This is a genomic window from Achromobacter sp. UMC46 (assembly GCF_014170335.1).
In the GTDB taxonomy this organism is placed as follows: domain Bacteria; phylum Pseudomonadota; class Gammaproteobacteria; order Burkholderiales; family Burkholderiaceae_B; genus Achromobacter.
In genome coordinates, this window is record NZ_LZZS01000004.1 from 1,021,755 (window position 1) to 1,036,394 (window position 14,640).

Annotated in this window: 6 protein-coding genes and 2 pseudogenes; 7 read left to right on the forward strand and 1 reads right to left on the reverse strand. The window is 62.3% G+C overall.

Annotated elements, in window-relative coordinates; genetic code table 11:
* Window positions 1-66: 66 nt before the first annotated feature.
* From A9973_RS07665 to A9973_RS07685, 7 genes and pseudogenes are all read left to right on the forward strand, one after another.
* Complete coding sequence (locus A9973_RS07665; protein WP_183013123.1) at window positions 67-10,608, forward strand: hemagglutinin repeat-containing protein; 10,542 nt, start codon at window positions 67-69, stop codon at window positions 10,606-10,608.
* Between the two features lie 9 nt (window positions 10,609-10,617).
* Window positions 10,618-11,055, forward strand: a complete 438-nt coding sequence (locus tag A9973_RS07670; protein WP_183013124.1) for a hypothetical protein — start codon at window positions 10,618-10,620, stop codon at window positions 11,053-11,055.
* A gap of 286 nt (window positions 11,056-11,341) precedes the next feature.
* Window positions 11,342-11,614 (forward strand): annotated as a pseudogene (locus tag A9973_RS31345) (DUF6862 domain-containing protein); the annotation flags it as partial.
* A gap of 57 nt (window positions 11,615-11,671) precedes the next feature.
* Window positions 11,672-12,178: a hypothetical protein gene (locus A9973_RS07675; RefSeq protein ID WP_183013125.1), complete on the forward strand. Its 507-nt coding sequence runs from the start codon at window positions 11,672-11,674 to the stop codon at window positions 12,176-12,178.
* 432 nt (window positions 12,179-12,610) lie between these two features.
* Window positions 12,611-12,838, forward strand: a pseudogene (locus A9973_RS31350) (DUF6862 domain-containing protein); the annotation flags it as partial.
* A gap of 9 nt (window positions 12,839-12,847) precedes the next feature.
* On the forward strand, window positions 12,848-13,240 hold the full coding sequence (locus A9973_RS07680; RefSeq protein WP_183013126.1) for a hypothetical protein: 393 nt from the start codon (window positions 12,848-12,850) through the stop codon (window positions 13,238-13,240).
* A gap of 89 nt (window positions 13,241-13,329) precedes the next feature.
* A complete protein-coding gene (locus A9973_RS07685; protein WP_183013127.1) occupies window positions 13,330-13,686 on the forward strand; it encodes a hypothetical protein in 357 nt (118 codons plus the stop codon).
* A 222-nt stretch (window positions 13,687-13,908) separates the two neighbouring features.
* Here the strand turns inward: A9973_RS07685 and A9973_RS07690 are convergent.
* On the reverse strand, window positions 13,909-14,640 hold a 732-nt coding region (locus A9973_RS07690), incomplete at its 5' end, for an IS3 family transposase (RefSeq protein WP_183013128.1).

Here is a 14,640-nt window from a genome sequence, read left to right on the forward strand (position 1 = left end):
CGCCCGCGCCCTCGCCTTGCGGTGATGACCCGTTCAATTCCCGAGTTGCATTCTCAGGTACGCCTCATGTCCAAGCTTCGTTCGCTGATTGTCTGGTCCGTCGTGTTCACGCAGGTGTGGACCCCGTTGTTGGCCCAAACCTTGCCGATCTCGGTGGACAAGAGCGTGTCCGGAGCGAAGCCGTCGGTTGGCATCACCAACGGCGTGCCCGTCGTCAACATCGCGCCGCCATCGGCGGGCGGGGTTTCCAACAACCGCTATACCCAGTTCAACGTGGGCCCGTCGGGCGTGGTGCTGAACAACAGCGGCGGGGCCAGCCAATCCCAACTGGCCGGGCAAGTCGCCGGCAACGTCATGTTGGGCAACCAGCGTGCGACGACGATTCTGAACCAGGTCACGGCGCCAAATCCGTCGCAGCTGCTGGGCACGCTGGAGGTCGCGGGCAACCGGGCCAATATCATCGTCGCCAACCCGGCGGGCATCACCTGCAATGGTTGCGGCTTCTTGAATGCGGACCGTGCCACCCTGACAACGGGGCGGCCAAAAGTCGGCCCTGACGGGAGCATTGCGCTGGACGTGGCCGCGGGCAAGATCCGCGTGGAGGGCGAGGGCCTGTACGGGGCGAATGTCAGCCAGGTCGACCTGATTGCCCGAAGCTTGGAGATCAACGCGGGCGTGTGGGCGGACCGGCTCAATGTGACGGCCGGCGCGTCGCGCGTCGACTATTCGACGGGCGCCGTATCGGCGCAAGGCGGCGAGGGGGCGGCGCCTGCCCTGGCGTTGGATACCGCGGCCTTGGGCGGCATGTACGCCAATAGCATCCGCCTGATCGGCACCGAGGCCGGCGTGGGCGTGAATGTCGGCGGGAACCTGGTCGCACTGACGGGGGACTTGCAGGTCAGCGCCGCAGGCGATGTGCGCATCGCGCCTAGCGCGACCCTGCAGGCGGCGCGCGATATGCGGGTGGCGGCCGGGCGAAACCTGGCCGTGGACGGGGTTGCGCAAGCTGCGGGCGCCGTCGCGCTTGGCGCGGGCGGCAATGCGGAAATCAGGGGGGCGGTGGGCGCAGGAGGCCCCGTGGAAGTGGATGCCGCGGGCAACGTCACCGTCGCCGCGCAAGGCGCGTTGCAGACTCAGGGCGCGTTGCGCATCGCGGCTGGGCAGGACTTGTCACTGGGCGGTTCCTTGCTGATGGGCGGGCAGGACGTGCGTGCCGAGTCCGGCCGCAACGTTCGGATAGGCGGGACAACGCCGGCGCCTGGGGTGACTCCGCCGGCGGCCGGCGAGTCGGGCACGGGGCCCGCGGCAAGCGCCGGCGGAACGGCCGGGAGCGGCGCGGCGTCGAACGCCGCCGCCGTCGCGGCGCCTGCAGGTTCCGAGTCAATGGGCCGGGTCACGGCACGGGGCGCAGTCGCGTTGCAGGCGGGGCGCGACATGGTGCTGCCCGGGCAGGTTACCGCCGCTGGCGCGCTGCATGCGCAAGCCGGCGAGGATCTGATTGCCGGCGCGGGCGCCCAATTGCAGTCCGGCGGGGCGTCGACGATACGTGCCGGCGCAGACCTTGGCTTGGGCGGCCTGGTCGCCGCGCGCGGCGATGTCTTGTTGACGGCGGGGCGCGACGCCCGGATGTCGGGCGCAGGCGCGGCCAGCGGCCGCATCGCCATGGAGGCCGGGCGCGACCTGCGGCTGGAGGCGCCTGCCCAATGGCAGGCCGAAGGCGGTGCAGGCGCGAAGGCAGGCGGCGACATGGCGCTGGCGGGCACGCTGCGCGCCAATGGCGACACGGCCCTTTCTGCGGGCGGCAAGCTTTCTGTCGATGGTGCCCTTGCGGTCGCCTCGGGCAGTCTGGACGGCGTCGCCAGCGGCGACATCTCGGTCGGTTCGCAGGCGCAACTGGCTGCGGCGGACCGTGTCGGCCTGAAGGCCGGCGGCGGATTACAGAGCTTGGGCAAGATCACATCGCTGAAGGACTTGTCGTTGCAGGCCGCGCGCAACCTGACGTTGGAGGGCCAGACGCTTGCCACCGGCGACATTCGGCTTCTGGCGGGCGAGGCCCTGACGGCGTCGGCGGCTTCGCGCGTGCAGGCGGATGGATCGGTCGCGGCCGATGCGGCCACGGCATCGCTGGCCGGCCGGGTGATTGCCGGCCAATCCGCGCAAGTCCGCACGCGGGGCGACCTGCGCGTGGACGGAACCTTGCTGGCCGACGCTGGCACGCTTAAGGCAATCAGCAACGGCGACATGACGTTAGGTAGCGCAAGCGTGCTGCAGGCGGGCCAGCAACTTGATGCGCAGGCGGGCGGCAAACTCCTGGCCGACGGCATCATCACGGGCGAAAAAGACATCTTCCTGTCCGCGGGGGCGAACGCTGAATTGAACGGCAAGACGGTCGCCGACGGCTACCTGCGCGCCGAAACAGGCGCCGACCTGAGCATCGGCCAGGCGGGCCTGGCACAGGGCAGCGGCAAGCTGCTCTTGAACGCAGGGCAAGACCTGCGCATCGCCGGCACGGCGGGCACCGCCAGTACCGCGCAGGCGACGGGCGGAGTCCTGCAGGCGCAGGCGGGCCGGGACCTGACCGTGACCGGCATCGTGACGGCCAGTTCGCCGGCCAGCCTGGCCGTAATAGGCAACCTGAACATCGATGGCATGGTGGCCGCGTTGGCGGGCGGCCTGACGGCGAATGCCGGGGGCCAGTTGCGCGTCGGCGCCGGGGGCCGCATGCAGGCCGCGCAGGACTTGTCCGCGCAGGCGGGCGCCGATCTGGACTCCGACGGCATCATCGTCGCGGGCGGCGGGCTGACGCTCGCGGCATCGGGTGATGCGCGTCTGGGCGGCACGGCCGCCGCGCTCGGCGACGCATCGGCCGGCAATCTGCGCGTGTCCGGCGGGCGCGACGTGATCGTCAAGCAGAACGGGCAGGTGCAAGCCGCCGGGACGCTGACGGCACAGGCTCTGCGCGACCTGAACGCTGGCGGCGCATTGGCGTCGGTACAAGACATGGTGCTGGCCGCGGCGCGCGACGCGCGTGTGGACGGCACGGCGGCCAGCGACGCGCGGCTGACGCTGACGGGACGCAACGTGACGGTGGGGGCGGCAGGTCTTGCGCAAGCCGCCGATACGCTCACGGCAACGGCGCGAGGCACGCTGCTTGCCGAGGGCCGCATGCTCGCGGGCGTATCGCAAACGATCAACGCCGAAGACGGCATGAGGGTGGACGGCACGGTCGCGGCGTTGCAAGGCGGCCTGACGATGAGCACGGCACGCGGCGATTTGATCCTGGGCGCCGCATCGACCCAGCAGGCGGGCGGGGCCCTGGTGGCCACGGCGGGCGGTGCACTGCAGGCATTGGGCTCTGCGGCTGCCGGGCAAGGCATGACGCTGGCCGCGGGCACGGACGCCACGCTGGGCGGCGTAGCGGCAACGCAGGCGGGCGGTCTGACCGTCAAGGCCGTCGGCAATCTGACGACGGCGGCGGACAGCCGCATTCAATCCGCCGACGGGCTGGACTTCCAGGCCGGCGGCGCGCTGCGCAACGCGGGCGTACTCTCCGCCACGGGCGCGGCCAGCCTGCTGGCGGGAACCACGCTGGACAACACGGGCTCGGTGCTGGCGGGCGGTGACGTAACCGCGACGGCGATCGGCGGGCTTGGCAACGCCGGCCGCTTTATCGCAGGCGTGGGCGAAGACGGCACGCTTAGCCTGCCGGGCAGCCTGCAACTGACGGCGGCCTTCATCACGCACCCTGGAATCAGCGCTGCCGGCAAGGACATGACACTTGCGGCAGGCGGCATGGAGCTTGCCGGCGGCAATCTTTCTGCCCTCGGCAAACTGGCGATGGCTTCATCCGGCGACATCGGTGCGGGCAACGCCATTGTCCACGGCGGCAGCCTGGACATCACTGCCGCGAACCTGCGTAATCAGGGCGGTAAGCTGACCTCGGCTGGCGGCGCCGTGCTGAAACTGGGCGGCGAACTCGACAACACGGCAGGTCTGGTCGCCGCCGCAGGCAACGTGCTGATCGAGGCTGAGCAGATCGGTAATCAAGGGGGCACGCTGGCGGGCGGCAACCTGACCCTTGCCTCCGTGGGCGCCGTCGATAACCGCGGCGGCCTGATCCAGGCCGACGATGCCTTGACCCTGAATGCCGCCAGCCTGGACAACCGCGCCACGCTGGGCGCGCCCGCCAAGGGCGTGCTGGGCAAGGTGGTGGAAATCGTGTCCGGTAAGGTGAACAACCAAGGCGGATCGATCAGCGCAGGCCAGGACCTGACGCTCACCGCAGGCGAATTGGACAATGCGGGCGGCGAAGTCGCGGCCCAACGCTACGCGACGGTGCAGGCCACGACCCTGAAGAACAACCAGGGCAAGTTGCTGGCGGGCGAACGACTGGCCGTGACCATCCAGGCGCTGCAAGGCCTGGGCACGCTGCAATCCGCCCAGGACCTGTCCTTCACCTACACGGGCTCGCTCAACCAGAACGGCGACATCGCCGCCGGCCGCGACCTGACCCTGTCGGTGGGGGGGGCCATGGACAACAGCGCCACCGTCAGCGCCGGGCGGGACCTGACCGTCACGGCCGCGACGCTGAACAACCAGGCCACCGGCGAGCTTCTGGCCGGGCGCAACAACACGATCAACGTGACCAATGGGCTGACCAACTCAGGCCTGATCGACGGTGGGTCGACCAACATCTCAGCGGGGCGTGTCGATAACTTCGGCCGCATCTACGGCGACGCCATTTCGATCCGCACCCGGGATCTGGTCAACGGCGCGGGCGCCGGCGGCGGCGCCGTCATTGCGTCGCGCGGCAACCTGGACCTGGGTGTGGCATCGTTGGTGAACCGCGACCATGCCCTCATCTACGCAGGCGCGGACCTGCGCATCGGCGGCGCGCTGGACGCCAACCGCAAAGCCATCGGCCAGGCGGTGTCGCTGCTGAACGCCTCGGCAACGATCGAGGCGGCGGGCAATGCCGCCATCGCGGCGGCGTCGCTGCAGAATATCAACACCAACTACGTCAGCCAGACGGTGCCTGTGTTGACCGTGCCCAAGCTGTACGTGACGCCATCGGGCACCACGGACACCTACGACATGGAGACCAACTGGTTCTGCGACCAGGTGACTCCCATGTGCAGCAAGGCGGCTGCCTGGCTGGACGATGATCCCGAACGCCGCTTCCTGTTGCCGTCCGACAAATATCCGGCATCGCGATACGGGCCGCCGTTTGATTACGTGCCGAGTACCAAGGGCAGGGCAGGCGAGACCGCGCCGCTTCCTGTCGCGTACGTACCTGAAAACGTCGCCTGCTCGGGTGGTGACAATGGCGGAGACTGCTGGAACATCCCGGAGTCGTTCGTCTACAAGGCCGACGCCTTGATCTGGTCCGTCTTCGGCGTTACGCCGCCGTCGGGGGCGATGCCCGTCTGGGTGCCGCTAGAGCGGCCGTGCTACAGCCAGTCGGAATGCGCCGCCGAAGCGGCTCGCCTCAAGGCGTTTGAAGATGCCTACGCGGCGTACAGAACGCCGCATATCGAGCTGGATCGGCGAATCCGGGAATTCAATGCCGATTTCGACAACCGCCTGGTAGGCACTTTCACCTATTACCAGGTCGAAGAAACTGTCACGGAAACCCGTACAGTCTCGTCCGACCCCGGCAAGATCCTGTCGGGCGGCTCGATGACGCTGACCGGCACGGTCACCAACGACAAGAGCCAGATCGCCGCGGGCGGTGCGCTGTCGGTAAGCGGCCCCGCAATCAACAATATCGGCGCGGGCGGCGTGCGCACCGTCACGCGCGTGGGTACGGTTACGGTCACCCAGGCGCGCGACAGCGACCGCAAGGAATACTCCGAAGCGTACAGCCGCACCTTGGCGGCGGTGCCGATCGAACTGCCGGTCGGCACCGCCGGCGGCAACGCCTCGGTCTCGCTCAGCGGCAGCGCGCCCGGCACCAGCGGCAGCAACGCGCCCGGACCGGTCCAGATCGCCAGCGTCGGCCTTCCCGGCGGCACGGTCGTGCGCAGCGTATCCAACCCGGCCACCATCCCTGATAGCCAGCTCTTCGCGGTCAACGGCAGGCCGGACGCGCCCTACATCGTGGCCACGGACCCGCGCTTCATCGGCCAGCGTCCGACCGTGTCCAGCGACTACCTGTTCGATCTATTGCGCCAGCCGGGCGCACCGGTCGGCAATGCCGGCGCCACGGGCGCCATCAACGCCGGCCTTGGCAACAGCCCGGGCGGCTTGAACGCTCTGATTCCCGCCGGCGCAAGGTTCCTGACGCCATCCGGGCAGCCCAGACGCCTGGGCGACGGCTTCTTCGAACAGAAGCTGGTGTCAGACCAGATCCTGGCCACCACGGGCCAACGCTTCCTGGATAGCTTCGGCGACAACGACAGCCAGTACAAGGCCCTGCTCGCCAACGGCGCGCAATTCGCAGTGGACAACGGCATCAAGCTCGGTGTTGCGTTGACCGAAGCGCAGCAACGTCAGCTGACCACCGACCTGGTCTGGCTGGTCGAGCAGACCGTCACGCTGCCCGACGGCAGCACCGAGACCGTACTGGTGCCCCAGGTGTATCTGCTGGTACGCGAGGGCGACCTGAAGGGCGACGGCACGCTCATGGCCGGCCGCGACGTCAAGCTGGCCGCCGCTGGCGACATCGTCAACAGCGGCACCATCGGCTCGCGCGACGCGACCGTCATGACGGCGGGCAACATCGTCAACCAGGCGGGCGGCCTGATCCAGGGCGCCATCGTCGACCTTGCCGCGCGTGAAGACCTGACGAATCTGGTGTCCCTGATCAAGGGCGGCGATGTCGCCCTGTCGGCAGGACGCGACATCGCCTTGACCTCGACTGGCGCGCAAGAGAACAACGGAAGCACCTGGGGCTCGTATGTTTCTGGCGTATCCCGTGTGGATGCCGACAGCCTCAGCATGCAGGCCGGACGCGACCTGACGTTGACGGCGGCGCAAGTCGCCGTGAAGGACGACGCGCGCCTGCAGGCGGGCCGCGATATCACATTGGGCACGCTTACCGAAAGCCATGGCGAATCCCTTGTCCTGAACAAGAAAAACCGCCACGACCTCAGCACCAGCACGGAGACCGGCGCAGAGATTGCCGCAGGGGGGAACCTTACCCTGATCGCTGGCCGGGACGTCAACGCCCGCGCCGCCGACGTCACTGCAGGCAAGCAGCTGGCCGTGGGCGCCGGCCGGGACATCAACCTGATCGCCGGTGTAGAGACTGGCTCGACCTACGACGAGATGCGCTACAAGACCAGCGGCTTCCTCTCGTCGAAGACGACGCACACGATCACTTCCCGCGATTGGGAACAATCGTTGGCGACCACCTTCACTGGCGACACCGCGGTGCTGATGGCGGGACGCGACCTGACCGCGGCCGGCTCCAATATCGGCGCCCAGCGTGATCTGGTGCTGTCTGCCGAGCGCGACGTCAATATCCTGCCGGGTCAGAACGCCGAAGACGGCTATGACTACAAGATGGTCAAGAAGTCGGGCTTTGGCGCGATGGGGGGCTTCAGCTACGGCACCAGCCAACAGACCGACTCCCTGGAAGGCAAGAAGGTCTTTCACAACGCCAGCACCGTTGGCAGCGTGGAAGGCGATGTCCTGATCAACGCCGGCAATGCCCTGAACATCATTGGCAGCAACGTCATCGCGCGGCAAGGCGACATCACACTGATCGGCAAGGAAGTGAACATCGGCGCGGCGCTGGATACCACGCAAGAGAAGGAATTCCACGAGATCAAGCAGACGGGGCTGACGCTTACCGCCAGCAACCCCGTGGTCAGCGCGGTGCAAACCGGCGTGCGCATGGGCGAAGCGGCAGGCAAGACGGACAACACCGTCATGAAGGGTCTGGCCGGCGCCACGACTGGCTTGGCCGCCGTCAACGCGTATGACGCCGTGCAAGCCTCCGCCAAAGCCGCGGCAGCGGCAGAACTTGCCAAGCCTGGTTCATCCAATCAGATCGACAAGGTTGGTGGCGTCAGCATCAAGCTCAGCCTGGGCACCAGCAAGAACAGCAGCACGACGAACCGCGATTCGTCCAGCGCATTCGGTTCGACGGTGTCAGCCGGCAAAGACCTGACCATCGTTGCGCAGGGCGCAGGCAAGGACTCGGACATCACCGTCACGGGGTCGAACCTGTCTGCGGGCAACAACGTGGTGCTCAAGGCCGAAGGCGACATCCTGCTGCAAGCGGCGCGCAATGCGTTCGAGCAGAAGACGGACAGCAAGAGCAGCAGCGCCAGCATCGGCATCGGCTATTCGACCGGTGGCCAGCAGAACGGTTTCACCCTTGAACTGGGCGCGTCGGTCGGCCGGGGCAACGCCAACGGCCGCGATGAAAGCTGGACCAACAGCAACATTACGGCGGGCAACGTGCTGGCGATGCAGTCTGGCGGCGACACCACGCTCAAGGGCGCGGCGGGCCATGCCGATCAGATCATCGCGTCGGTAGGCGGCAATCTGCTGCTGGAAAGCCTGCAAGACAGCAGCAAGTACGACTCGAAGAACAAGAGCGCGGGCTTTGGCGTGAGCCTGTGTATCCCGCCGTACTGCTACGGTTCAAGCAGCGCATGGGCCAACGCCGGGGCCGGCAAGATGAACAGCGACTTCAAGACGGTCACTGAACAGACGGGCTTGTGGGCAGGCGACGGCGGCTTCCTGATCGACGTCAAGAACAACACGACGCTGATCGGCAGCGTCATCGCCAGCAGCGACCGCGCGGTAGCCGACGGCTTGAACAAGCTGACGACCGGCACGCTGGTCACGGAGGACCTGAAGAACACCGCCAAATACAGCGGCAGCCAGGTGTCTATTGGGGGAGGCTTCGGCTTTGGCGGCGACGCCAAGGCGGGTGCCCCGGGCCTGGGCACCACCAAGGGCGGCCAGGTGGCGGGCGGCGCGACCAAGGACGCGCGTTCGTCCATCTCGACAGGCAGCAGCGGCTTCGGCATGGGCACGCCGGTGGTGGTGGCAGCCAGCGGCAACAGCAGTTCGACCACGCAAAGCGGCATCAGCGGCGGCACGATCGTCATACGCGACGAAGCCGGGCAGTTGGCGCTGACCGGCAAGACGGCAGCGGAGACGATCGCGTCGTTGAACCGGGATACGTCGGACACCTTGAACGCGCTGAAGCCGATCTTTGATAAGGAGAAGATCGAGGCGGGGTTTGAGATTGCGTCGGAAGCCAGTCGGCAGGTAGGGCAGTTTTTGACGAATCGGGCGAAGGAGAAGCAGGCGGCAGAGAAGGCGCTGTCCGACGCGATCACGACAGGCCGTGCCACTGACGCAGCAAGCATGAGCGCGCTCATGGACGAGGTCCAACGCACTCAGGATTGGACTGCTGGTGGCAAGTACGGCTTGGTTTTGTTAGCGTTGTCGGGCGCGGCCGGTGCAAACGTCACAGGATCGACCAGCGCATTCGTGCAGTCGGCCGCAGTGAACTACCTTCAGGGCCTTGGGGCAGCCCAGGTGAAGCAGATCGCCGATAGCCTAGGCAGTGATCCGCAATCTGAGGCTGCGCGCGCGGCGTTGCACGGCATCGTGGGATGCGCAGGCGCCGCAGGCCAAGGTGCCGCCTGCGCCTCGGGCGCCTTGGGCGCGAGTGGGGGCAGCATCCTCAACAGCCTGATGGGCTCGCCCGAGGGCCTAACCCCCGAGCAAGTCGAAGCGCGGCGCAATCTGGTCACGAGTTTGGTGGCAGGCATAGCGAGCGCTGCGGGAGCGGATGCGGCAACGGCGGGTACTGCGGCGGGGCTGGAAACGTCGCAGAACTGGGCGCAGCTCGCAATCCCTGCAGTTGGCGCGGCGGCGACCAAGTGTGCAACGACGCCGACCTGCCAGCGGGCGGTCACGTATGTGTCGGACAAGACCGTCTACGTTGCCGTGCAAATGAAGGACGGCGCCATCTATGTGGGAACGGCTGCGCTGGTGGGTATTACCGCTGCGTCTGATGCCGTAGGAAACTGGGTGTCGGAATTCGTGGGCAGCGCTGTGGGGCGCGAGACGGCGCTGCCTGGTAAACCTGGTGAGGTGGTGCATGTGTCGGCGCCGCCACCCCTGCCTTCCGAGAAGGAGACGTTTGGTTCGGAGATTCCGGTTTGGCCGGGGGAACCGGTTGGGTCGATTGGCGTGCCGGGGCAGGAGAATAATGGGCCTTCGGGGGGGACTACGACGACTACGCCGTTGCCGGAGGAGCAGGGGCCGGGGTTGATATTCAGTGAAAGCAAGGGTGTTCCACCATCAATAGTCGGTCCGGACGGGAAGTTACCCGCGGGCATTGGAGGGCCGGGGACACCCATACCTATGCTTCCTACCGCCAATCCTGACGTAACGGCTAAAGAATTTGCGATAGCAGCGTTCAATGGTCAGCAGCCAACTAAAATTACAAATAATGTCACTGGAGAAGGGAGTTGGGTAGCAATAATGCCAGATGGTACGGCGATTACATATAGGCCTGCGGGTCAAGCATCTTCGGATACGGCCAATACCACGGCCACTGTGGAGATAAATAATTCTTCGATACGACAAATAAACTCTGGGAAGCACGCAAAATTTAAATTCCCCAGCTTTTGAGAGGTGCTTATGAATGTCTGTCTCCGATTGTGTTATCAACGTCAATTGATATATGCGGGCCTAGATGATTTCAATCCAAATAGTGTGTTTTCAAATTATATGGGTGGGGAGCATGGTGAACAGTTCTCCAAATGGCAGAGAGCTGTAGTGACTTTTCTTGATCAAGGGGTTGATCGAGGACTGCTTACGGTTACCAACTGGAAGGAGATGTTCTCTCCCGAGGAACCTGTTGATATCGAAAGTGTCCTTTTGGGAAGCTACGCGCAGGAGAAGTTTAATGTTGATAATGATGTTATTTGGAATGCGCTGTATTTTTTTGGAACAAAAATCTTGATTGAGGATTTGAACCGGTTTTCCCTGAGAAGTTGGGATGCTCTTGGGTTTTCAGAGAATATAGATTTTTTAAGACTGGTTCAAAGTAAATATAAGATAGACTTTTGTTTGTGAGTAGCTGAAGTAAGGTGTCAGGCTGCATTTTTGAGGAATGTAGTCTGGAGTTACCAGGATTTAGTGGACAGGCGTAGTATCCAAATCGATTGGGGATGATCCATGTCTGGGAACAAGGCGCCAAGCAAAATAAGGCGAGCATATAAGTTCATTGAAGCGCACAGCGACAAGTACCGTATTTCAGTTATGGGAATTAAGGTGTCAGACTGCATTTTTTTTAGAAATGTAGTCTGACACCTTTTTTCTTAACCTGGTCTCCAGTCTCGTTGCTGGCCTTACCGCAGCGTTGGGAGGAGATAGTGCTGTCGCGACCCTGGCCGCCCAGATCGAAACCGAGAACAACTATTTCGGGCAGAAACCCGATGGTTTCAGGGCGTCCGAACAACGTCAATTCGACTTGGCAATTGCCTCTTGCGGTCCTGGAAATCCTGAGAGCTGCGCCCGCGCGCGTGAGCTCGCTGGTAGATCCGATCAGAGGGACAAAGAACTGGCTAGCGCTTGCGTAGATGGAGCATCTTCGCTGTGCCGCGCGGCAATCCAGCTGGCAACAGCGAGCGGTAATGTCGTCTTCTTTGATAGGCAGGGCAAGCCGTTTGCAGTACCGGCGGATTCTCCTATGATTCAAGCTACTCCCGACCCTCGGGACGGGACGTGGCATTACACCCTCTCCGCCAGTGTTGCTGAAGGGTTGGCGATTGACAGTGGCGGGGGAGCGCTGATCGGGATTGGTTCTACCATCCGTGGTCTATTTAGACCTAGTGCTGTTGCGGCAAAAGACAGCAGCTTGTTGGGAGGGAAAACCATTGATGATTTATCGAGGGCGGGAAAGATGTTAGATCCCGCTGATAAATCAGGGCAGCTTTCACTAGCTGGCCGAGCGCTCCAGAAGCATGGTAATCGAGAAGGTAGTGCATTCCCTAGCGTCAAAGGCAGTCCTTCCGAAATCAATGCTCAAGGTCAAAAAATAGCTGATGATATTCTCAGTAATCCCGCGTCAACCATAACCTACAAGGACGCCGGAAGATTCGGGAAAGTAATGGACATCGTTGCTCCGGATGGCAGGGGGCTTCGTTACGATGCCAGTGGTAAATTTATCGGACTCTTGGAAACACCGAAGCCATGACACATTTATCCTCTTTGATGAGTAGCGTTCCAGATCGGGACAACTTGGTGTTCGAAATTTGGTTGGGAACTGATCAACTAGCTGAAGTATCCCACGAGCCTGGAAGACCGGTGGAGATAGAAATATACCCACCTGCTGAAGGCGGGAAGTGGAATTTTGAGCTTGAAGAGTTTATGTCTCTGTTAAATCAGGCGGTTAAGTCCTTAAAGTAGCTATGATTTGGATGGTGCAAAAGAAATTCCAACAGTATTTGAGCCAGGCTGGACAGAAAATGGTGTGGCGTCTGGACGATTCATTGTTTTGAACGTGTTGTTTCGAACAGAAAATTAACGTCTCCACCGAAATTAAGGTGTCAGACTGCATTTTTGAGAAATGTAGTCTGCATTTGTGAGAATTGTAGTCTGACACCTTTTTTCAGCTCTGGCCGCCCAGATCGAAACCGAGAACAACTATTTCGGGCAGAAACCCGATGGTTTCAGGGCGTCCGAACAACGTCAATTCGACTTGGCAATTGCCTCCTGCGGTCCTGGAAATCCTGAGAGCTGCGCCCGCGCGCGTGAGCTCGCTGGTAGATCCGATCAGAGGGACAAAAAACTGGCGAGCGCTTGCGCAGATGGAGCATCTTCGCTGTGCTGCGCGGCAATCCAGCTGGCAACAGCGAGCGGTAATGTGGTGCTCTTCGATAAACAGGGAAAGCCAACTGCAGTTCCTGCGGATTCGCCTTTCATTCAAGTCACGCCTGATCCTAGGGATGGAACGTTCCATTACACCCTTGCCGCGAGCGTTGCCGAGGCTTGGGCGATTGATGCGACCGGCTTTGCATTGGGCGGAGCGATTACGACGCTTCGAGCAAATGCCGCCGCCGCAAAAGCGGAAGCATTCCTCGCGGCGCAGGGAAGTGCGCCAGCGGCTGCAGTGGGATCGACGACCTTCAGGACATCTCACTATGCTCCTAGACTTGAGGCGATGGGCGTAAACGTGGTCCGCGCTGAAGCTCAGGTTGCGGAAGCTGTAAACACGATGCGGCCAAACATGATCGCCAATGCACCTATTAGCGGGTGAATGACAATTGATGGCGTTCTCGTGGAGTACCGAGTCACGCTATTACCTAATGGCACGGCTAATGTTGGAACAATTTTTCCGGTGAAATAATGATGCGCTCGCTGACTGAGTGTGAATGGAATGTGATCCGTGCGATTGCAGATATACTGCCGTTAGAAAATCAACGTCGGCTTCTAGTTGACCTTGAGCTTGCCACGGCGCATTCAGTGCTGCCGGATAACTCGGTAATAAAATTTAGCATTGCTGGCTATGACCGCCCGCCGTATGCCGGACAGCACTCTTTTGGGGTTGAGGGCGAGCTATTAGACAGGGATGGGACAAGCGTGGGTCTCCTCCTTTTCGCAGATCAGAATGGTCGACTTTTGGAGCTGGAGCTGATTCGCTGGGGTGATGGTGATCTGATCGATCCCGACTGGAAAACACTTAAACTGTATGGCGCTTCGTAGCGATAAAAAGAGAGGTAAGTATTATTTTTCTAATTTTATTTACGCATGATTGTTGTTTTTGACTAAAAAGTAACGATCTTCGTGATTAGTGAGTTGCAAAAAAATTTGCACTAAAAAAATGCGGGCGTAATTGGGTCGGACGAAATTAATTTGTCAGTCTCTGAGGTTTCTTAGGAATTAAGGTGTCAGACTGGGCTACCCCGGGTTTCTCGGACAGGTTGGTTAAGGGGCAGCGGCTTCAACCTCAGCAGGGGTTTTGTAGCCTAAACCTTGGTGGATTCTCTGACGGTTATAGAACACCTCGATATAGTTAAAGATTGCCATACGGGCGTGCTCGCGGCTATGAAAGACCTGATGGTGCGTTAATTCGTTCTTCAGGTTGCTAAAGAAGCTCTCGGCGACCGCGTTGTCATAGGGATCGCCTTTGGCGCTCATGCTGATGGCGATGCCGTGCTTGGTCAGCAATCCTCGATACTCTGATGAACTGTACTGCGCGCCGCGGTCACTGTGGTGCATCAAGCCCTGGCCGGGATTGCGCCTGGCAAGAGCCATTTGCAGAGCACTGATCAGCAGATTTCGATCAGCCTTTTCCGTCATGCTCCAACCGACAACCGAGCGTGAGTAAAGATCAAGCAGCACTGCCAGATATAGCCAGCCTGCCCGCGTCGGAACGACCGTGATATCACCCACCCACACTTTGTTTGGGCATTGCACGGTGAACTGGCGCTGCAGCCGATTGGGTGCGGGCCCGAGTAGCGAGTGTTTCTCCAGCCGACGGAACCGTTGCTTGCGCAGTGCTTCGATCCCCGCTTGGCGCCTTAATCGCGCAACGCGGTGCTTGCCGCAAGCTATCCCATTGGCATTGAGTACACGCCAAGTTTTGTCGGCCCCATAGGCTTGCCGGTTGGCGTGATGCGTGCGCTCAATGGCGGCAAGCAATCTGGCATCCTCTCG

Coding starts and splice junctions, on each gene's coding strand:
- A9973_RS07665 (WP_183013123.1), top strand. CDS start 67: ATGTCCAAGCTTCGTTCGCTGATTGTCTGGTCCGTCGTGTTCACGCAG.
- A9973_RS07670 (WP_183013124.1), top strand. CDS start 10,618: ATGAATGTCTGTCTCCGATTGTGTTATCAACGTCAATTGATATATGCG.
- A9973_RS07675 (WP_183013125.1), top strand. CDS start 11,672: ATGATTCAAGCTACTCCCGACCCTCGGGACGGGACGTGGCATTACACC.
- A9973_RS07685 (WP_183013127.1), top strand. CDS start 13,330: ATGATGCGCTCGCTGACTGAGTGTGAATGGAATGTGATCCGTGCGATT.